General features: G+C 42.9%; 18 protein-coding genes. 15 read left to right on the top strand and 3 right to left on the bottom strand.

The genetic code is table 11. The features are described from left to right. Positions 1-3: 3 nt before the first annotated feature. Positions 4-510 carry a GbsR/MarR family transcriptional regulator gene (locus tag NZ848_RS15785; protein ID WP_259016323.1) on the bottom strand — a complete coding sequence of 169 codons (507 nt, stop codon included), beginning with the start codon at positions 508-510 and terminating at the stop codon, positions 4-6. Between the two features lie 337 nt (positions 511-847). Here NZ848_RS15785 and NZ848_RS15780 point away from each other — a divergent pair, with 337 nt between their 5' ends. The 6 genes from NZ848_RS15780 to NZ848_RS15755 all read left to right on the top strand — a co-directional run bounded on the left by NZ848_RS15780 (position 848) and on the right by NZ848_RS15755 (position 9,747). Next, positions 848-2,221 carry an aminopeptidase P family protein gene (locus NZ848_RS15780; RefSeq protein WP_259016322.1) on the top strand — a complete coding sequence of 458 codons (1,374 nt, stop codon included), beginning with the start codon at positions 848-850 and terminating at the stop codon, positions 2,219-2,221. 52 nt (positions 2,222-2,273) lie between these two features. Continuing rightward, complete coding sequence (locus tag NZ848_RS15775) at positions 2,274-2,561, top strand: hypothetical protein (RefSeq protein ID WP_259016321.1); 288 nt, start codon at positions 2,274-2,276, stop codon at positions 2,559-2,561. 48 nt (positions 2,562-2,609) lie between these two features. Continuing rightward, positions 2,610-3,533, top strand: a complete 924-nt coding sequence (locus NZ848_RS15770; RefSeq protein WP_259016320.1) for a glucuronyl esterase domain-containing protein — start codon at positions 2,610-2,612, stop codon at positions 3,531-3,533. Between the two features lie 129 nt (positions 3,534-3,662). After that, the gene (locus tag NZ848_RS15765) at positions 3,663-4,529 is read left to right on the top strand and encodes an ABC transporter ATP-binding protein (RefSeq protein WP_253534265.1); all 867 of its coding nucleotides are present in this window, start codon (positions 3,663-3,665) and stop codon (positions 4,527-4,529) included. Positions 4,530-4,549: 20 nt separating this feature from the next. Beyond that, entirely contained in the window at positions 4,550-8,176 is a 3,627-nt protein-coding gene (locus NZ848_RS15760; RefSeq protein ID WP_259016319.1) for a M1 family aminopeptidase, read from the top strand. Between the two features lie 311 nt (positions 8,177-8,487). Continuing rightward, on the top strand, positions 8,488-9,747 hold the full coding sequence (locus NZ848_RS15755) for a nucleoside permease (protein ID WP_259016318.1): 1,260 nt from the start codon (positions 8,488-8,490) through the stop codon (positions 9,745-9,747). A gap of 61 nt (positions 9,748-9,808) precedes the next feature. Here NZ848_RS15755 and NZ848_RS15750 read toward each other — a convergent pair whose 3' ends face one another. After that, a complete protein-coding gene (locus tag NZ848_RS15750; RefSeq protein ID WP_259016317.1) occupies positions 9,809-11,245 on the bottom strand; it encodes a sodium:solute symporter in 1,437 nt (478 codons plus the stop codon). Between the two features lie 203 nt (positions 11,246-11,448). On the opposite strand from NZ848_RS15750, the gene NZ848_RS15745 reads away from it, so the two are divergent. The 9 genes from NZ848_RS15745 (at position 11,449) to NZ848_RS15705 (ending at position 20,996) form a co-directional block, all read left to right on the top strand. Continuing rightward, the gene (locus NZ848_RS15745) at positions 11,449-11,742 is read left to right on the top strand and encodes an ATP-dependent Clp protease adaptor ClpS (RefSeq protein WP_253534257.1); all 294 of its coding nucleotides are present in this window, start codon (positions 11,449-11,451) and stop codon (positions 11,740-11,742) included. Between the two features lie 63 nt (positions 11,743-11,805). Continuing rightward, on the top strand, positions 11,806-12,420 hold the full coding sequence (recR, locus tag NZ848_RS15740; protein WP_259016316.1) for a recombination mediator RecR: 615 nt from the start codon (positions 11,806-11,808) through the stop codon (positions 12,418-12,420). 5 nt (positions 12,421-12,425) lie between these two features. Then, a complete protein-coding gene (locus NZ848_RS15735; protein WP_449240107.1) occupies positions 12,426-13,154 on the top strand; it encodes a phosphoribosylanthranilate isomerase in 729 nt (242 codons plus the stop codon). 63 nt (positions 13,155-13,217) lie between these two features. Then, positions 13,218-13,913: a superoxide dismutase gene (locus tag NZ848_RS15730; RefSeq protein ID WP_309600839.1), complete on the top strand. Its 696-nt coding sequence runs from the start codon at positions 13,218-13,220 to the stop codon at positions 13,911-13,913. A 101-nt stretch (positions 13,914-14,014) separates the two neighbouring features. Continuing rightward, on the top strand, positions 14,015-16,630 hold the full coding sequence (locus tag NZ848_RS15725; RefSeq protein WP_390890889.1) for a DNA gyrase/topoisomerase IV subunit A: 2,616 nt from the start codon (positions 14,015-14,017) through the stop codon (positions 16,628-16,630). Between the two features lie 96 nt (positions 16,631-16,726). Next, positions 16,727-17,623, top strand: coding sequence for a DUF6454 family protein (locus NZ848_RS15720; RefSeq protein WP_259016315.1), 897 nt, complete (start codon positions 16,727-16,729; stop codon positions 17,621-17,623). A gap of 133 nt (positions 17,624-17,756) precedes the next feature. Further along, the gene (locus tag NZ848_RS15715) at positions 17,757-18,542 is read left to right on the top strand and encodes a LexA family transcriptional regulator (RefSeq protein WP_253534251.1); all 786 of its coding nucleotides are present in this window, start codon (positions 17,757-17,759) and stop codon (positions 18,540-18,542) included. Between the two features lie 87 nt (positions 18,543-18,629). Next, on the top strand, positions 18,630-18,824 hold the full coding sequence (locus tag NZ848_RS15710; protein WP_101725131.1) for a hypothetical protein: 195 nt from the start codon (positions 18,630-18,632) through the stop codon (positions 18,822-18,824). Between the two features lie 309 nt (positions 18,825-19,133). Continuing rightward, the gene (locus NZ848_RS15705) at positions 19,134-20,996 is read left to right on the top strand and encodes a penicillin-binding transpeptidase domain-containing protein (protein ID WP_253534249.1); all 1,863 of its coding nucleotides are present in this window, start codon (positions 19,134-19,136) and stop codon (positions 20,994-20,996) included. 51 nt (positions 20,997-21,047) lie between these two features. Here the strand turns inward: NZ848_RS15705 and NZ848_RS15700 are convergent, their stop codons facing one another. Beyond that, on the bottom strand, positions 21,048-21,926 hold the full coding sequence (locus NZ848_RS15700) for a PIG-L deacetylase family protein (protein WP_259016313.1): 879 nt from the start codon (positions 21,924-21,926) through the stop codon (positions 21,048-21,050). Positions 21,927-21,968 lie beyond the last annotated feature (42 nt).

Here is a 21,968-nt window from a genome sequence, read left to right as displayed (position 1 = left end):
ATCTTATTTGTTAAAAACTTTGACGAAATTACTGACCAACCAGTTCTCATCAGCTTTTAATAATGAACTCATCGTGTTATCTGCAAAAACCGTAACAGTGCTGATATCGTTAACAATCTTAAGAAACTCTTCTTTTTCAGTACTGTCTGGTTTTATACCCTCTTTCAACTCTTCCATGGCCTCAATCAGCGGTGTAATTTCCCGCCTGCGTCGCTCTTTGGCAATCTGCTTGGCAACTTTCCAGATATCTTTTTCTGCAATAAAATACTCTTTTCTTTCTCCGGGCAGCAGCTGTTTGTAAATCAATCCCCAATCCATCAGGTCGCGTAAGTTCATATTTACGTTTCCTCTTGAAATCTGCAGTTCTGACATTATTTCGTCCGCATTCATTGATTTGGGCGCAAGTAAAAGCAAAGAGTGTATCTGTGCCATGGTGCGGTTAATACCCCACTGCGTGGCAAGAGTACCCCAAGTATGGATAAACTTGTCTTTTGCTTCTTTTAACTCCATTGTAGCCATCCTTTTTGGTAAAACTTTTTTGCACGTAAGTCTAATTGCCTCAAAGTAAAATAACAATTTTGAATTTTCAAAATTTTCTGAAAATATTTTGAAAAATTAAAACAAAAACTCCCATCACCTAATACATTGATTCACAATTGTTTACACAACACTTGAATACTCAACAATGCTCACATACGCCCGGCTGAAAGCCAGTCCATCAACTCAGCATTGAAAAACGTAACCTAATCACTGGTACAATGCGCCTTTTGCGCACAAATTAATCAACTGAAACCTATATTTTTTAAGTCATTTTCGCTTATTTCGTGCCTTAAAATATCAAAAGCACATGTTCTCTACGCAAACATATATAGAAAGACGCAATACCCTGAAACGCAGTGTTGGAAGCGGTCTGATTTTAATTATGGGCAATGAAGAAGCCCCTATGAACTACCATGATAATACGTACCGTTACCGGCAAGACAGTAATTTTCTCTATTATTTTGGCATAAGTCTGCCCAATCTGGCAGCAATTATTGATGTAGATTCAGGCGAAGAAATCATCTACGGAGATGAATTCAGCATGGACGACATCATCTGGGTTGGCCCCCAGCCTACACTGGCAGACCAAGCCCGCAGGGTTGGTGTTTACAGAACAGACGCTTATGCAAAACTGGCTGAAAAACTAAGCAAGGCTGGCAAGGTACACTTCACCCCGCCTTACAGATACGAGAATAAATTCAAACTAAACAGCTGGCTGAATATTCCTGTGGCGCAACTCAAAGAGCGGGCATCAACAGACCTGATAAAAGCCATTGTCGGGCAGCGTTCACACAAATCTGCTGAAGAAATTGTGCAGATGGAAGAGGCCGTAAACATTACCCGCGAAATGCACCTAACCGCCATGCGCGAAACCCGGGCAGGCCGGAAGGAATTTGAAATAGCAGCCTTACTACACCAGAAAGCACTGGAGGGCGGCGGAGACCTGGCCTACCCAATCATTTTCAGTATCAACGGGCAAACATTGCATAATCACTATCATGGCAATACCATGACCGAGGGTAAACTGGCCCTGAATGATTCTGGAGCTGAAAACAGTATGTTTTATGCCGGAGACATTACGCGCACGATTCCTGTAAGTAAGAAATTTACAGAACAACAAAAAGAGATATACAATGTGGTATTGCAAATGCAATTAAAGGCAATTGAAGCCCTGAAACCCGGTGTGCTTTTCAGAGACGTACATTTGCTTGCCAACCAAGTGCTTTTAGAAGGGCTGAGCGCCCTGGGCATTGTAAAAGGTGATACAAAAGAAATGCTCGCGCTTGGCGTGCAAGGCCTCTTTATGCCACATGGCCTGGGCCACGCCATTGGCCTGGATGTACATGATATGGAAGACCTTGGCGAAAACTTTGTTGGCTACAGAGAGGGCCTGGAGCGTAGCACACAATTGGGCTTGAAATCGCTCAGACTAGCCAAAGAACTGGAAGCCGGCTTTGTGGTTACCGTTGAACCCGGGCTGTACTTTATACCCGAGCTGATTGAAAAATGGAAAGCCGAAAACCAATTTACCGGTTTTGTGAATTACGACCGACTGGAAGCCTATAAAGACTTTGGCGGAGTACGCATAGAAGACAACTGCCTGATAACCGACACCGGCTACAAAGTTTTAGGCAAACCCATACCAAAAACGGTTGAAGAGGTAGAGAATTTGAAAAATTAGTTTAAATTGAGGCACATTTCAACAAGAAGTGTGCCTCAATTTTTTATGAGCTATGAAAAAAATTATCTGCATTTTATATTTCATTCCGCAAATGCTAGCTGCCCAGAATGTCAACTACGACGAAGCCAGAATACCTGCCTATACGCTACCTGATATTCTGACAGGTATTGATAACAAAAAAATTACCTCTGCTGCACAATGGGAGGCCAACAGGCCGGCTTTGGTTCGGCTGTTTGCAGAAAATGTGTATGGCATTACGCCAGAAATAAAAAGCAGGGTAAAGTATAAAATTATTGAAACAAATAATAATGCACTTGGAGGCAAAGCCATCAGAAAGTAGGTACTGATTACGTTTGAGGATTTCCCTCAATTAAACGGAATCAATTTATTGCTTTATATCCCGAAGCATATCAGAAAACCATCTGTTTTTATAGGCCTGAATTTTGAAGGAAACCACTCATTGGGTAATGACCCGGATGTACTGATTACTCAGAACTGGATGGTTGATTTTCAGAAAAACCCAGAGCATGTTTTTAAAAACCGGGCGACGCTGGCATCGAGAGGCAAAGCAGTTGTAGAAACCTGGCCTGCCGAAACCATTATCAGTAAAGGTTTTGCTATGGCAACAGCCTATTATGGAGACATAGAGCCAGACCATGCAGAAGGCTGGAAAGCAGGATTGAGAGGCTGCCTGAATATGACAGAGGAAACCGAATGGAGCGCGATGGGCGCCTGGGCATGGCAACTGAGCAGAATGCTTGACTATCTGGAAACCGATAACGACGTAAACAGCAAAAAAGCCATAGTTATTGGCCATTCAAGATTGGGCAAGGCCGCTTTCTGGGCAGCAGCACAAGACCAGCGATTTGCTGCCTTTATTTCTAACGAATCAGGCGAAGGCGGCGCTGCTTTGAAAAGAAGGTGGTACGGCGAAACACATGAAATAATCAACAAAAACTTTCCGCACTGGTTTGCAGGTAAATACAAAACGTATGCTGGCAGTATAGATGCGCTTCCGTTTGACCAACACCAGTTGTTTGGCCTTATAGCACCTCGGGCGGTGTATGTATCAAGCGCAGAAGGTGACCAGTGGGCTGACCCAAATGGCGAATTTCTGGCATTAAAAAATGCCGAACCTGTTTTTGCCCTCTACGGTAAAAACGGGTTGGGGGTAGATGCCCAGCCAAAAGTTGACAATCCGGTAGGAAGCGATATCAGATACCATTACAGGTCTGGGAAGCACCACATGACAGCCTATGACTGGGAACAATATTTAAAATTTGCCGCAGAAGTAGTAAACAAGCGGAAGTAAAAACGAATACCAGTACACAGGCAAAGATTAGCCCTATATATAAAATCGTCCTTTTGTCATATTTTTTTTCTCTCTCCTTTATTTATCCCTAATATTAGGTTCAATTTCTACCTAAATAACACCTTCATTATGCAACTGGTTATTTCTAATCTCAACAAAACGTATTCCAACGGCGTGCATGCCCTGAAAGATGTAAACCTCACCATCAATCAGGGTATGTTTGGTCTGCTTGGCCCTAATGGCGCAGGTAAATCATCACTCATGCGAACCATCGCCACCTTACAGGAACCAGACAGCGGAGAAATAAGTCTTGGAAACATCAATGTTCTGACCCAGAAAGAAGAAGTGCGTAAAACACTGGGGTATTTACCGCAGGAATTTGGCGTGTACCCAAAAGTGGATGCGCTTACGCTGCTTAACCATCTGGCAGTGTTGAAAGGCATCACCAATTCAGCCGAGCGCAAAGCAGTTGTAGAAGCGCTCTTACAAAAAACCAACCTCTGGGACGCCCGCAAAAAGAACCTGGGTGGGTATTCTGGCGGTATGAAACAACGCTTTGGTATTGCGCAGGCACTATTAGCCAACCCAAAACTGATTATTGTAGATGAACCAACTGCAGGGCTGGATCCGGCAGAGAGAAACCGTTTTCTGAACCTGTTATCAGAACTGGGCGAAAACACGGTGGTGATATTATCTACCCATATAGTAGACGATGTAAAAGAGCTTTGCTCAGACATGGCCGTATTTAATAAAGGTGAAGTGCTCTTTAAAGGCAGCCCCGACGAAGCCCTGAAATCTATTGCAGCCAAAATATGGGAAAAACGCATCAGTAAAAATGAACTGGCTGAATACAAAAGCAATTTCAGGGTGATTTCAGAAAAACTCATAGCGGGTAATCCTGTTATCCATGTTTTTGCTGACACCAACCCCGATGGCAATTTTGAAGCCATTGAAGGCGACCTTGAAGACGTTTACTTCTCTAAAATATTTGCTTAAACCTTACATAGATTATTTTTATGCTTAACGAAATACTAAGGTTTGAGTTTTCTTACAGAAAAAACCGGCCTGCCACTTATATCTATTTTGGTATTCTGTTTCTACTCTGCTTTGCTGCCGCCACCTCTAAATATGTTAGTTTTGAAGGGGTAGCCGGAGGGCAAATCAAAGAGAACTCTCCGTTTTTTCTGGCCACCATGACCATCATCATGACCTTCTTCATGACCTTCATTGCCTCGGCTATTATGGGTGTGGCAGTGCTAAGGGATTTTGAACACAAGATGGAGTCTTTGATGTTCAGCACCACGGTGTCAAAGTTTGATTATCTCTTTGGGCGTTTTCTCGGGTCTTTTCTGGTTATGGTACTTGTTTATTCAGCCATCTGGATGGCACTGATGCTGGGTTTCAGCATAGGTGAGTATTTGCCCTGGGAGCCTTCCTGGAAAGGCAAATCAATGTTACCTTTCAACGCCTGGTCTTATTTACAACCTTTTATTTATTGGGGCATTACTAATATTTTCATACAGGGCGCTATCTTTTTTGCTGCCGGGGCATTGAGCCGCTCTACAGTAGTAATTTATACGCAGGGCATCGTTTTATTTGTACTCTACCAGATTACCGACACTTTACTCGGAGACATTGAGAACAAAAATCTGGCAGCTTTACTAGACCCATTCTGTTTCAGGGCATTCAATATTTATACCGAATATTGGACACCCGCTCAAAAAAACACCCTTATTGCACCATTAGAAGGGGTTCTATTATGGAACAGGCTTATTTGGGTAGGTATAGCCCTATGCATTCTGGTTGTTACATACTTTTCTTTCAGCTACAATGTAGTTCGTAGCAGCTGGTTCAGAAAAAAAGCGGTTAAAGAAGAGAAATCAGGTATCCGGCCCGAGGCGGTGGTTATCCCTGTTGTTCAGCAATTCAGTGGCTTTTCAACTCATTTGAAGCAACTCTGGAAAGAATCCCTGTTTTATACCCGAATGGTTGTGCGCGAGATTCCGTTCATTGCCATTATTATGATAGGCCTTGCCGATTTGATTATCAGCTCGTTCTATTTTGAAGAAATGTATGGTACCAGCTCTTACCCCATAACAGCCAATGTAATTGGTCTCCTGAATAATTTTGACCTTTACTTCCTTATCATTGTGGTGTTTTATTCAGGCGAGCTTATATGGAAAGAGCGGGTAACCAATATGCACCTTATTATAGATGCCACTCCGGTACCCGACTGGGTAAATCTCTTTTCAAAGTTTGTTGGCTTGCTTATAATTTATACCGGCCTGCTACTCATTCTCATTCTTTCAGGTATTGTCATACAGGCCAGTCATGGATATTTCAATTTCGAAATCTCACTGTATTTCAAATCGCTTTTTACCAATACCATGATCTTCCTGGTGCTTTATACGCTGCTCTCGTTCTTTGTGCAGGTTATGGCACACAACAAATTTGTGGGCTTTGCCATGATGTTCGTGTTCTTTCTGGTTACGTTCTTCCTGGCGGCATCTGGTATTCAGCATCCATTGTTTTCATTCGGTAGCGGTAGCTTACGAGATTACTCCGACATGAACAAATACGGGCACTTCATTACCCGTTTTTCATGGTTAAAATTTTACTGGTTTGCTTTTGTTGCTTTTCTTTTCATAGTGGCCGTTGTGTTTTCGGTGCGTGGGTCAGAGGCCGTAATGAAAACCCGGTTGCGCGTAGGCCGATTGCGCTTAACCCGTTCAGTTGTTACGCTCGGGCTTTTTGCACTGGCTTCATTTGTTGCAGCTGGTATCTATATTTTTTATAATACAAACCAGCTGAACACCTACGAAACCCGCGAGGAAGGAGAAGAAAAAAGGGTAGCTTACGAAAAAGCACTAAAGAAATTTGAGCATTTGCCACAGCCCAAAATAATAGATGTAAACCTGAAGGTGGAGATATACCCGCAGGAGAGGAATTTTACGGCCGAGGGTTATTTCTGGTTGAAAAACAAGACATCAAAGACAATGGCCGATGTACACATACAAAATGATGAAGCGCACAAAATGAAGCTCGATTACCTGCGATTTGACGGCGGCGCTAAAGAAAACAAAACCTATGGCAAGTATGGCTATACTATTTATACGCTCAACAAGCCACTGGCACCCGGCGATTCAGTAAGGATGTCGTTTAAAACCAGATATGAAACCAAAGGTTTTGAGGCCACCGGTGGCAACACCGATATTGTTTATAATGGTACGTTTTTTAATAACCTTTATTTCCCGACCATCGGGTATTCGGGCGAGTACGAACTAGGTGACGATGACACAAGACGGAAGCACAAACTACCGGAGAAAGAACGCATGATGGAGCAGAGTAATCCGGTGGGTTTATCGCAGAGCCTTTTTGGTGATGATGCCGACTATATTCGCTTTGAAATGGTAATTGGAACCGAAAAAGACCAGACTGCCATTGCACCTGGGTATCTGCAAAAAACCTGGAACGAAAACGACCGTAAGTATTTCCATTACAAAATGGATGTGCCTATGTGCAACTTTTATTCTATTGTGTCGGCCCGATATGAACTTAAAAAAGACAAATGGAAGAATGTTGACCTTGAAATATATTACAACAAGGGCCATGAATATAACCTGAACAAGATGATGGCATCTATGAAGGCATCATTTGATTATTTCAGCAAGCATTTCAGCCCTTATCAGTACCGCCAGATGCGCATTATGGAGTTTCCGCGTTATTCAGAATTTGCTCAGTCTTTTGCCAATACCGTTCCGTTCTCTGAGGGTATCGGCTTTATTCAGAAAGTAGACAAACCCGAAGAAGACCTGGATATGCCTTTTTACGTAACGGCGCATGAGCTGGGCCACCAGTGGTGGGGGCATCAGGTAGCTGAAGCCAACGTAAAAGGCAATGCCATGTTATCAGAAACACAGGCACAGTACTCGGCATTGATGGTAATGAAACATGCTGTAACGCCAGAAATTATGCAGAAATTTTTGAAATATGAATTAAACAGCTACCTGAGAGGCCGGGCAACCGAACGCAAAAAAGAACAACCACTTAATATGGTAGAAAGCCAGGGATACATTCATTACCGGAAAGGGTCGGTTGTGATGTTTGCCTTGCAGGATTACATTGGCGAAGAAAAGGTAAATGCGGCTTTACGAAACTTCCTTGCCGAATGGCAGTATCCGGGCCCTGACTCTAAGAATAAAAGATACCCTACCAGCAACGATTTATTGAAATACTTTAAAGACCAAACGCCTGATTCGTTAAAGAATATTATTCATGATATGTTTGAAACTATCACTTTGTTTGAAAACAAAGTTGAGCAGGTAGAGTACAAGCCTCTGAAAAACAAGACATTTGAGGTAAAAATTATATCAACCAATGAGAAATTCAGGGCAGACAGCTCAGGTAACGAAACGCCGGTTGCCATTAACGACTGGATTGATGTAGGTGTGTACGGTAAAGGCAAAGACGGAAAAGAAAAGCTGCTTTACCTGAAAAAACATAAAATAACGCAGAAGAAAAACACTTTTACCATCATTGTAAAAGAAGAACCTGTAAAAGCCGGCGTTGACCCCATTAACAAGCTGATAGACCGGCACGCAGAAGACAACACCAAAGCTGCCGAAAAATCAGAAGGCGCTTAAAATTTACCAGGGGGCTAATGATTAGCCCCCTTTTTTATGGAAATTCTTCTTAAAATGTGTTCATTTCAATAAAATTTGTTTAATTCACACCCTGACTGTAAAAAAGTATTACTAATACAAAATTTACAGGTTAAATAATAACTAAACTTTGTATTTAAGACAATCAATACACCTAAACACTATATGTTACTACTTAGCAGAATCATCAGGATAAATCAAAATTTTAAAAACTGTGTGCCAATAGCAGGTTTACTGTATTTTATTAAGATACTTTCAAATTAATTTTAATCAACATTCTATCCCCGTTTACAATGAGTATCAGGTTCAGATTAATCATTATGAATTTCCTCCAGTTTTTTATATGGGCTTGCTGGCTCATTACAATCGGGAGCTACTGGTTTAATAATAAACACTGGTCAGGTGCAGAATTCGGAGCCATTTTTTCAACAATGGGTATTGCCTCGCTCTTTATGCCTACACTTACGGGCATCATTGCCGACAAGTGGGTTAGCGCCGAAAAACTATATGGTATCCTGCATTTATTAGGGGCTGCTGCGCTGGTTTATATACCTGAAGTAAACAACCCCGGCGATTTCTTCTGGGCTATTTTGCTGGTGGTTATTTTTTATATGCCCACCATTGCACTGGCCAACTCTATTGCTTATACTATTCTGAACAATAAACAAAACGATATCGTAAACGACTTCCCCCCTATTCGTGTTTGGGGCACAGTTGGCTTTGTAGTGGCTTTGTGGGTTATCAGCTTAACAGGTAACGAAACATCGCACAATCAGTTTTACATAGCTGCCGGGGCAGCCTTATTGCTGGCAGTTTATTCTTTTACCCTACCCAATTGCCCCCCGCTGGCAGCAGAATCAGATAAAAAAACATTTGCCGAAACATTGGGTCTTAACGCCTTCTTTTTATTTAAAGACGTAAAAATTGCCATGTTCTTTATATTCTCTATGTTTCTGGGAGCCTCCTTGCAATTAACTAACGCTTATGGCGACACCTTCCTGCATGACTTTGCAGGGGTTACCGAATATAAAGACGCCATAGCCGTTAAGTACCCGGCTATTATTATGTCAATCTCGCAGATTTCAGAGACATTATTCATTCTGGCTATTCCGTTCTTTCTTAAAAGATTCGGTATTAAGCAGGTAATGCTCTTCAGTATGTTTGCCTGGGTATTGCGCTTTGGTTTGCTGGCTTATGGGAATCCGGGCAATGGCCTGTGGATGATTATTCTGTCTTGTATTGTATACGGTATGGCCTTCGACTTCTTCAATATCTCGGGGTCTTTATTTATTGAAACCTACACAAGCCCCAAAATACGCGCCAGCGCACAAGGTTTATTTATGATGATGGTAAATGGCTTTGGCGCAATTTCCGGCAGTTTAATTAGTGGGTTTATTATTCAGAAGTATTTCACACTGGCCGATGGCACCAAAACCTGGCCCGGTATATGGCTTACCTTTGCTATCTATTCGTTAATAGTTGCCCTTCTGTTTGCGGTATTGTTTAAACACAAGCACGAAAAAAATGCGGCAGATGTAAAGATTAATCACTAAGCCAAAACGAAGAAAGCTGCAGACATTTGCAGCTTTCTTCGTTTTATATCTATCCAAGTCGTTATTTCCGCGAAAATATAAAAAGGCCCACAAAGGTTATCAATCCATTCAGCATCAGCTTTGAGAAGCCGAACTCAAACGAAAATACATTCATGCTGATTTCTTCAAAAACGTAAGTCAGAACCGGAGATGCCACACATACAAACGGCACAATTTTATCTATCACGGGGCGCTTCATATACAAGCCGAAAGCAAATAGCCCTAGCAGCGGCCCATAAGTATAGCCTGCAATATTAAACACAGCCGAAATAACCTCCTGACTGTTCAAAGCCTTGAACACCACTATCACAATAATAAACACAACCGTGAACCCAATGTGCACCCAGTGTTTTAACCTTTGTCTTTCTTTTTCTGTTCGGGTTTCAAATTTTAGAAAATCAACACAAAAAGAAGTGGTAAGGGCAGTAAGTGCAGAGTCTGAACTGGCATAGGTGGCAGCCGTAATACCCAGCAGAAAGGTTACAGCAGCAAAAGTACCGAAGTGGTTACCCAGAGCCAATGAAGGATACAGATCGTCGGTTTTGGCAGGTATAGGCAAGCCCATTTTCTCTGAGTAGAAATACAATAGTACCCCCAGGCTCAGGAACAAAAGATTAACAAACACCAGCACCACATAAAACCAGAACATATTCTTTTGAGCCTCGCCAATGCTTTTGCAGGTAAGGTTTTTCTGCATCAGATCCTGGTCCAGGCCTGTCATGGTCATGGCAATAAACGCACCAGATAAAAAATCTTTTACAAAGTGGTGTTTATTGGCCCAGTCCCATTCAAATATTTTAGAATAAGGGCTATCGGTAATGGTTGTCAGCAATTCACTTCCGCTCAGGTTCAGTTGTTTGGCTATCAGATAGATAGTCATTACCAGAGCAGCCAACAGAAAGAAAGTCTGCAAAGTATCGGTTATAATAATGGTTTTTACGCCACCCTTAAATGTATATACAAAAATAAGGCTCATGGCTATTACCACTGTCAGTTCAAAAGGCACGCCCAGGTCTTCAAAAATAGCCAGTTGCAATACCTGCACGGCCACATACATGCGCACTGCTGAACCAACGGTGCGCGAAAGCAGAAAGAATGCAGAGCCGGTTTTGTATGACCAGAACCCAAAGCGTTTTTCGAGATAGCCGTAGATAGAAATCAGGTTTAGCTTATAATACATGGGCATCAGTATGGTGGCAATTACCCAATAACCCACCGCATAACCCAGCACAACCTGAAAGTAAGAAAACTGGATTTTACCTACCGCACCGGGTACAGAAACGAACGTTACGCCCGAAATTGATGTTCCTATCATACCAAAGGCAACTAAGTACCATGGCGATTGCCGGTTGGCGGTAAAAAAAGTATTGGTGTCGGCCCCCTTGGCTGTGTAGACAGAAATGATTATCAGAACCAGAAAATAAATAACAAGAATGGTCAGGGCAAGCGTAGAACTCATTGTACTGGGGTTTTCTGTTTGTGTCAATTTGCTTCAAATATCAAAACTTTTTTTGCCATAACAAAACTGCTCTTTTCAAAGAATGAATTATATTAGCATAAAAATAGCCGGAATCTGAGCATTTCCGGCAGATATATTTGTTTAGCTGTTGATTGTTCATCAATATTCAAAGTGTTTCATTAAATTTAGTAAAGTTTTTAGAAATGACACCATTACCGAATCCGGAGGTTGAAATCATTGAGGAAGTTGTAGAGGATATTGCAAGTATTAAACTATGGGAGCTGGTTGTGTTTAATGACGATTTTAATACCTTCGACCACGTGATAGAAACTTTAATTGATGTATGTCATCATTCGCCCGAGCAGGCCGAGCAATGCACACTTATTATACACTATAAAGGGCAATGTGCCGTAAAATCCGGTGATTTTGAAGAGTTGGTTGCTATGAGAAATGAAATTTGCAGAAGAGAGATTTCGGCCGAAGTAATGCTGAAATAAAGTATTTTACCCAACATTAAATCCGGTACAATCTTATTCGTTACAACAAAAGGCTTTATTGCATTGAATTTCCCCTCAAAATTAATAGAAGACGCTGTCGTTGAAATCTCAAAGCTTCCCGGTATTGGAAAAAAATCTGCCTTGAGACTGGTTTTGCATTTACTGAAAAGAGAAGAAGCGCAAACACAGTTACTGGCCGACGCACTGGTTGCCATGCGTACGCAAACAACCTATTGCCGCCAGTGCCACAACATATCAGACCAGGAACTTTGCCAGATTTGCAGCTCAACACGCCGCGACCGCCAGATAATTTGCGTGGTGGAAGACACCCGCGACGTGCTGGCTGTTGAAAACACAGCCCAATACAGAGGTTTGTATCATGTGCTGGGGGGCATTATATCGCCCATGATGGGCATAGGACCCAACGACCTGCACATAGACTCTCTCTTGAAAAGATTAGAACAGACAGATGAAACAGAAAAGGTGCAAGAGGTGATTCTGGCTCTAAGCCCGACTATGGAGGGCGATACTACCGCTTTTTATCTGCAGAAAAAACTAAGGGCATTTCCGATTAAAATCAGCACCATTGCGCGGGGCATACCCATTGGCGGTGACCTGGAATATACCGACGAAGTAACCCTGGGCAGAAGTATTCTGAGCCGCATAGCTTATGAATAAAATGAATGCCCGAGTTTCACATTAATGTAATTACAAGCATGACAACCCCCGGAACCCCATTAGCCCTGCCTAAGACCAGCCTGATACCTCGTGTTAAAATATGCTGCATCAGTTCTGTTCAGGAGGCACAGGAGGCCATCAGTTTCGGAGCGTCGGCACTAGGCCTTGTGGCTAAAATGCCCAGCGGCCCCGGCCCTATTCCGGACGACTTAATCCGGGAAATTGTGTCCACAATCCCGCCACCGATAGCCTCGTTTTTATTAACCAGCCGCACCGGCAGTAAAGCCATTATTGAACACCAGAGAGCCGTCAATAGTAATGTAGTACAGATAGTAGATGCCCTTGAAGATGGCACTTATGAAGACTTCAGGGTTGAGATACCTGCAGTAAAAATTGTGCAGGTAATACATGTAATTGATGAAAGCACGATTGATGAGGCACTGGCTATTGCCGAAAGCGTAGATGCGCTTCTGTTAGACTCCGGCAATCCGAACCTGTCAGTAAAAGAATTAGGTGGCACCGGCCGTGTACACAACTGGGATTTGAGCCGGAAAATCGTAGAGCAGTCGCGGGTACCGGTATTTCTGGCAGGTGGGCTGAACGCCACCAACGTAAGAGCAGCCATTGACCGTGTGCAGCCTTATGGTTTAGATTTGTGCAGTGGCGTGAGAACAAACGGTAGTCTAGATTTGTTTAAACTGGAAACATTTTTTAATGAAGTTAATAAGATTTAAGTTTTTATATTTACGAACCGAAATTCAAAAAAGATTCTTTTACCATAAATCCCTGCATAAACCATGAACAGAAAAGATTTCATCAAAGCAATCGTCGGAAGCTCCTTTTTATTAAAAATGGGTGATGTTTTTGCAAAACCTGTCAGCTTTGAAGGCATGTACACCCTGGCGCCGCTTCCTTATGCCAACGATGAGCTTGAACCCCATATAGATAAGCTAACCATGGAGATTCACCATGACCGCCACCATAAGGCTTATGTAGACAACCTGAATAAGGCTATTGCAGGCACCCCGCTTGAAAAAACAGCCCTTACTGATATATTGAAAGATATAAGCAAGCATCCGGTAGCTGTAAGAAACAATGGTGGCGGACACTGGAACCATACCTTTTTCTGGCAGATTCTCGGCCCGAATGCTGGTGGCGCTCCTACCGGTAAACTAGCGGCTGCTATTAACAGCTCTTTTGGCAGTTTCGACAAATTCAAAGAAGAATTTGCCAAAGCAGCTACCACCCGTTTTGGTTCGGGCTGGGCCTGGTTAATTGTAGATGCCAATAAAAAACTAAAGATTACCTCAACGCCTAATCAGGATAATCCGCTGATGGACGTAGCTCCAGACAAGGGCACACCTGTATTGGCCATTGATGTTTGGGAGCATGCCTATTATCTTAAATACCAGAATAAGCGTGCCGATTATATTAACGCTTTCTGGAATGTAGTGAACTGGAAAAAGGTAAGCGAAAATTTTGAAGCAGCCTGATAAAAAGACATTTCGTACCATTACCCAAAAAAGGATTTACGCACCGTAAGTCCTTTTTTGCTTATTGATAGGCAATATTTTGCTATATTTGCATTAAAATAATGCTTTCTGAATTGATTCCCATGAATGACGAAAATCCGGAATATGATCCGCTTCACCAAAAAGAAGTTATCGATGACATGTTCGAGAGCTGGTTTCTCGACTATGCTTCTTATGTAATTCTGGAGCGAGCCGTACCGGCCATTGAAGACGGGCTTAAGCCCGTCCAACGCCGCGTAATGCACGCCCTGAAAGAAATGGACGATGGCCGCTTCAACAAAGTGGCAAACGTAATTGGCTCTACCATGCAGTTTCACCCTCATGGAGACGCCTCCATCGGTGATGCCATTGTTTCTTTAGGCCAAAAAAACCTTCTGCTAGACACCCAGGGTAACTGGGGTGATATCCGCACCGGCGACGGCGCTGCTGCTCCGCGTTATATTGAGGTAAGGCTATCTAAATTTGCCAACGATGTACTCTTCAATGAAGATACCACCGAATGGCAGATGTCTTATGACGGCCGGAAACGTGAGCCAATCAACCTGCCATCTAAATTCCCTTTGCTACTGGTGCAGGGCGTAGAAGGTATTGCGGTAGGTCTTTCTACCAAAATACTGCCACATAATTTTGTAGAAGTGTGCGAGGCCGCCATGGCGTTTCTCAGAAAAGAGCCGTTTCAGATATACCCTGATTTTCTGACGGGTGGTATGATAGACATAACCAACTACAATGACGGTTTGCGCGGTGGTAAGGTAAAAGTAAGAGCCAAGATTTCAGAGGCCGATAAAAAGACCTTAATTATTAATGAAATACCTTATGGTACAACTACTACGTCGCTCATTGACTCTATCATCAAAGCCAACGATACCGGCAAAATAAAAATAAAGAAGGTAGAGGATAACACCGCCAAAGAAGTATCAATCATTGTGCATCTGGCACCGAATACATCGCCGGACATTACGATTGACGCCCTGTATGCCTTTACAGAGTGCGAGGTTTCCATTTCGCCCAATGCCTGCGTTATTATTGAGGAAAAACCTCATTTTGTAACCGTTAGTGAGATTCTGCGTCTGGCTACACAGCAAACCATGCACCTGCTGAAACGCGAGTTAGAAATAAGGAAGCATGAACTGAAAGAGAAATTATTATACAGCTCGTTAGAGAAAATATTCATTGAAAACCGAATATACCGCGACATTGAAGAGTGCGAAACCTTTGAAGCCGTTATAGAAACAATTGATAGAGGACTTGAACCGTTTAAGAAAGATTTTTATCGCGAAATTGTAGAGGAAGACATCCTGCGTTTGTGTGAAATCAAAATCAAGCGTATCTCTAAATATGACTCATTCAAGGCCGATGAACTGATGCGTCGCCTGGAGCAGGAATTGGCAGAAGTAGAAGACAACCTGCAGAATCTGGTGCGCTATACCATTGATTTCTACAAAGAAATTCTTCGTAAATACGGAAAAGGTCGTGAGCGTAAAACTGAAATCAGACAATTTGATGCCGTACAGGCCACAGTAGTAGCCGCCAATAATCAGAAACTATATATAGACCGCGAAGGCGGCTTTATAGGTTATGGACTCAAAAAAGATGAGTATGTAATGGACTGCTCAGATATTGACGACATCATTGCTTTCAAACGAGACGGCAAGTATATTATCACCAAAATTCAGGATAAAGTCTTTGTAGGTAAAGACATCATCTATTGCTCGGTGTTCCGCAAAAATGATGAACGAAAAATCTACAATGTAGTTTATGTAGATGCCAAGTCGGGCACCTCTTATGCCAAGCGTTTCTTTGTGTCGGGCATTACGCGCGACAAGGAATATGACCTGACGATGGGGAATCCGAAATCGAAAATTCTATACTTTACAGCCAATGACAACGGCGAAGCAGAAATTGTAACCGTAAACCTGACGGCCAACTCAACTGCTAAAAAGAAACAATTTGAGTGGGATTTCTCGGCTCTGGCCATCAAGAACCGGAATTCGATGGGCAATGTGCTTACCAAGTTTCCGGTCAGAAAAATTATCATGAAATCGGCCGGAAAATCAACCCTTGGTGGTGTAGACATCTGGTTTGATGCCGTAATAGGCAAGCTGAATCGCGACGAGCACGGATTATATCTGGGCAATTTTGGTTCGGAAGACCGCATACTTGTACTTTATAAAGACGGACAGTATGAATTGACCAACTTTGAATTGACTAATCGGTACGAACCAAAAGAAATTGCCGAAGTGGTAAAATTCTCGCCAGAGCGCATCATCTCTTGTCTGTATTTTGATGGCGAGCATAAAACCTATTACATTAAGCGCTTCAAGATTGAAACCACAACCATAGATAAGAAATTCTTGTTTATTACAGACACCAAAAACTCGAGTATGCTGGCGGTAAGTGTCGACAAGCACCCGAGGATACAGGTTAAAACCAAGGCAGATAAAAAATCGCCTGCCGAGAGCCAGACCATTCTGGTAGATGAGTTTGTTGAAGTAAGAGGCTGGAAAGCCATTGGTCAGAAACTGAACGTATTTGAAATACTGGATGTACAAATGCTTGAGCCAAAACCAGAAGAGGTGGAAGTGAAGCAGGAAGTGGCCGAAGAAACCAATGCACAAACAGAGGCCGACGCCACTGAAAATACTGATGATAGTGACGGGCAACTGGCATTATTTTAACCACAGGTAACTATAATTTAATGATACAATTGGGGGAAATTTCGGTTTCCCCTTTTATATTTCTGCCCAATTAGCATTCAACTATCATTTATTGCTATGCGTTACATACTGATTGCCATTGCGCTGTTATGCCCTGCTTGCTCGCTGGCGCAAAACCTCATTACCGATATAAAAAAATTAAAAAACGACACCCAATGGCAACAGGTGGTGGCTATACCTTTGCAGTTTTCTGCCTATCACCCACAGGGGATGGTCAAAGTCGGCGAGTTCTTTTATCTGAGTTCAGTTGAAGTAAAAGCATCACCTGTAAACGGAAGTACTGGCAATGTAACAGGCCACTTGTTCAAGATAGACTCCACCGGTAAATTAATTGACGGCATCACTTTGGGCGAAGGCACCATGTATCATCCCGGTGGTATCGATTATGACGGCGAGTATATCTGGGTACCCGTGGCCGAATACCGCCCGAACAGCCAGTCTATCATCTATAAGGTTAACCCGGCTACCCTGAAGGCAACCGAAGTAATGCGCTTTAAAGACCATATCGGGGGCATTGTGCATAACACCGGCAGCCACACGCTGTCTGGCATTAGCTGGGGCTCAAGAAATTTCTATGAATGGAAACTCACACGTAGAGGCAAAGTAAAAAACACAGGCGAATCGCCGGAAAAACTACGCATAGCTAACCCGTCATTTTATATCGACTACCAGGACTGCCACTATGTGGGCCAGAACCTGACTATTTGCTCAGGCTTGCAGCGTTACAGCCATAATGGGCACACAATCCGTTTAGGCGGTTTTGACCTTATTAGCCTGAAAGACCATCGCCCGGTGCATCAGGTACCAGTCAGATTATGGTCGCCCACAGGCGCCCCCATGACCCAAAACCCCTTCTGGGTTGAATCAACATCTAAAGGCATCAGAGCCTACTTCTGCCCTGACGACTATAAAGCCGCAACGCTATATATATACGATGCTATTTTAAAGCCATAGAATCATCTAAGGACATTATCAGAAAAATTTCCAATAAAAATAAAATTTTTTCCAATACTATTTGGAAGATAAAAAAATAGTATTTATTATTGCCGAAGATTTCGGCACAATAATCCGAAAATATCGGCAGAACATGAAGACAGGTACAAACAAAACTTTGCTTTCACTCAATATAGCTCATTTACGTAAGCTGAAAGAATTAAGCCAGGGTGCATTGGCAGAAACGCTCAATGTACCCAGAACCACGCTGGGGTCATGGGAAGAGGGCAAATCTTCTCCAACCATTGATGGTCTGACAAATATAGCAAAGTTTTTTGGCGTGTCAATAGATGCATTGATAACAATTGACCTGACTACTGTAACCGACCCTCAAAGCCTGATGGAAATAGGCGGCAAACGGGTGTTGTTTCCGATTATGGTTGATGAACAAGGCAATGATATGATTGAGCTGGTACCGGTAAAAGCCTCGGCAGGTTACCTGAGCGGCTATAACGACCCCGGCTTTATACAGAATCTGCCCCGCATATCTCTGCCTTACATTGCCAACGGTAAATACAGGGGTTTCCCGATTGTAGGAGACTCTATGCCCCCGCTTGAAAAAGGTGCTTTTGTGATAGGTAAATACCTGGAAAACCTCGCCGATATAAAAGACGGTAAAACCTATGTGATACTTACACAAAACGATGGCCTGGTTTATAAAAGAATTCACCGGTTTAACAAAGCCGACGGGTACTTAATGTTACACTCTGATAATACGTATTACGCACCATATAAATTACCATTTAAAGAAGTTTTCGAAATATGGGAGTTTGTCTGCAGCATAAACCCTGCCGACACACAACCTTCAGATTTACTTTTCTCGGTTTTACAGAGCATTCAGAGCGATGTAAATACCATTAAGTTAAACATGAAGTTGTGATTATATCGATAGTAAGGACCTCGTTAAGGCTGGCTGATTATTAAAATCATTTTTAAAATATCTATTAATTCTAAAATATCCAGAAAAATGCAAACCGCTAAATTAGATTTGAGTATGAAAATTTATGAATTTATGGCTGAAGGTATCGACTTCAAGATGCACGATTTTCTGCCGGCTTCCAATAAAAAACAAGCCATTAAAAAAGTGAAAGTAACTATTGCCAAAATGGGCTATCAGAAACCCACATACCTCAACTTAATAGCCCTGTCAGACACCAAATAATTAATATGATTGAATCCCATCCCATCCATAAAAAAGCATTAGCAGAGAAGCAGGGTATCCACACAAAAAACCCGGTAATTAATGTCCTTTAACTGAAACGGGCTGCTTCTCTCTGCTTTTATACTTTATAACTTGTGCACTTCAACATATAACTTAAATTTGCACACACAGCCGGGTAAATAGCATACCCCAACTACAATAGTGGCGGTTCAGGCTTTCTGCAAGCCAGAAAAATATTCTGCATCCAGGCAAGAATATTAACCAAAACTTAGCTAATTTCGTATTGTGCTTTAAACAATTACAATACGAATGCTCGAAAATCGTAAAACAACCATACTTTTTATATTTTTTACAGTTCTTCTGATTTACATCTCAAGATTACTTTATTTACAGGTTATTGACGACCGCTACCGTTCGCTGGGTTCTAGCAATGCCATCAGAAAAAACATACAGATACCGTTACGCGGGCAAATATATGACCGCAACGGAAAACTACTGGTAGCCAATGTAGAGGTATATGATATGTATGTAACACCACGCAAGGTGAAGCCCATGGATACGCTTACCTTTTGCAACCTGTTTGGCATTACCCGAAAATTCTTTGACAGCACCATGCGTGTGGCCAAAGAATATTCGGTCAACAAAGCCTCAATCTTTATCAGACAATTATCAAAAGAAGACTACGCAAAAGTGGCCGACGCCATGGTGAATTTCTCTGGCTTTAATTTTGAGCAGTCGTTTTTCCGCACTTATCCGGCGGCTACTATGGCCAATGCACTTGGGTATATAGGTGAGTTATCAAAAACGCAATACGAAGCCCAGGGAGATAATAAATACTACCGCAAAGGAGATTACATAGGCCTTACAGGGCTGGAGAAAGAATATGAGCTTGACTTACGCGGCCAGAAAGGCACGCGCTTTACGCTTGTTAACGTAAAAGGAGAAGAGAAAGGGGCGTATGGCGGTGGCAGCTTTGATACACTGGCAGTAATTGGTAAAGACTTGCACTCAACGGTTGACATGGGCTTACAACAGTTTGCCGACAGCCTTTTCCAGAACAAGGTGGGGGGTGTGGTGGCTATTGAACCCAATACCGGCGAAATTCTGACGCTGGGCTCTTACCCTACCTATGACCCCAACGAGCTGTCGGGTAAACTTTTTTCTACAAAATTCAGAGAGCTGTCAAAAAACCCCGATAAGCCGCTAATCAACCGGGTAACTAACTCGTTCTATCGCCCGGGTTCAACGTTCAAGCTGGTGCAGGCAGCCGTTGCATTGCAGGAGGGCGTCATTACACCTACTACGTCATTTACGGGTTACCCGTCTCCAATGGCCTGTCATGGGCACTCTGCATTGCATACCGCCAACCTGCATAATGCCATTCAAAGCTCATGTAACCCTTATTTCTTTAATGTTTTCAAGAAAATAATTGGTAATAATAACGAATCTAACCCGTTTATATCGGCGCGTGAAGGCCTTGCTGTATGGCATACCATGATGGAGAAATTTGGTTTCGGTATTAAACTGGGTATAGACCTGCCGGGCGAAAAAGCCGGGCTTTTGCCAAGTGTTGAGCGTTACGATAAAGTGTATGGCAAAAACGAATGGAAATTCTCAAATATTTATTCATTGAGTATCGGCGAAGGAGAACTGGGAGTAAACGTACTGAAACTGGCTAACCTGTGCGCAGCATTGGCGAATCGGGGATATTGGGTAACACCTCACCTGATAAAAGGTGTGGGGCAACCCAAAGGAGGTGTAAAACCTGACCTGGTAAAAGTACATCAGACAGGTGTAGACGCCCGATACTTTGAGCCTGTGGTAAATGGCATGTATGCCGTGGTTGAAAGCGGCACAGGCCGTGTGGCGCGCATAGAAGGCATTGAGGTTTGCGGCAAAACAGGTACGTCACAAAACAAAAAGGGAGGCGACCACTCTCTTTTTATTGCATTTGCCCCAAGGGTAAATCCTAAAATTGCTATTGCCGTAGTGGTTGAGAATGGTATCTGGGGAGCACGCGCGGCTGCACCGATAGCCTCGTTGCTGATAGAGAAGTACCTGAACGGCCAGGTGAAACGTAAAGAATATGCCGTACAGATTATGAATACCAGCTACCGTACCACAGCCGCCAGCAAAGGACAGCAACCAAAGAACTTAACACCTGAAAATTAACATTGACTTTATAAATGCAGCGGGCTACTCAAATGAATAGCCCGCTTTTTTTTAATTATTCTTCAGCATCGGGAACAGCCTCTTTAAATCTTCATCAGTAGGTCTGGAGCCATATTCGCATACCTCAAAAGTTTCGGCGTGTTTTACATTGGCTGCGTGCGCTTTTCCATACCATTTTTCCAGCGATGTTCTGGCTTCGGGGGTTATGGTTACGGCACGGGTCTTTGTAAGCCAGGCTTTTCTTTCTGCCTTACCCTGTGGAACCTGATCCAGGAAACCGCCTATCCAGGGCAGCCACTCATAAAACTGCGACACGTGCGCATCCAGGGCATGAATCTTCTGGTCATACACGCCAGATATATCAATGGCTACATCAGGCCTGAAAGGGTTTGGGCGCTGGAAACCATCCTGAAAATACAAAAATACCGGATTCTTCTTCAATGGCGGCACATCAGGCGCCACATTAGGCACACCTACCATATAGGCGGCATCCTGCACCAATACACCAGTATAGCGGTGGTCGGGGTGGTAATCATTCGGCCTTGGTGCAATTACCACATCGGCCTCCCATTCTCTTATTTTACGGATAATCTGCAGCCTTACATTGAGGCTGGGTAATAGTTCACCATCGTGGTTGTCTAGCACATCGTATTCTACACCAAAGCGTTTGCCGGCTTCTTTAGCTTCGGCCAGCCTTCTTTTGGCCAGCATGCCCCCACCCTCGCTCTGATGCCCGGCATCGCCATTGGTTACAGATACAAATTTAACGGCATGGCCCATTTTTGAGAATAAAATACCTGTTCCGCCCGATTTCAAATCACAGTCATCGGGGTGGGCGCCAATCATAATAATTCTCAGCGGTTTTTGGGTCTGGCTGTATACCATAGCGCTTACCAGCAAAAAAGCCAGTAAAAATATACATCTGATCATACTAGTGTTGTTTAAAGGGTTGAATATGACTAATTTACTGAT

This window comes from Emticicia fluvialis, from assembly GCF_024793945.1.
Lineage (GTDB): Bacteria > Bacteroidota > Bacteroidia > Cytophagales > Spirosomataceae > Emticicia > Emticicia fluvialis.
This window is presented reverse-complemented; position numbering and strand designations above follow the sequence as displayed.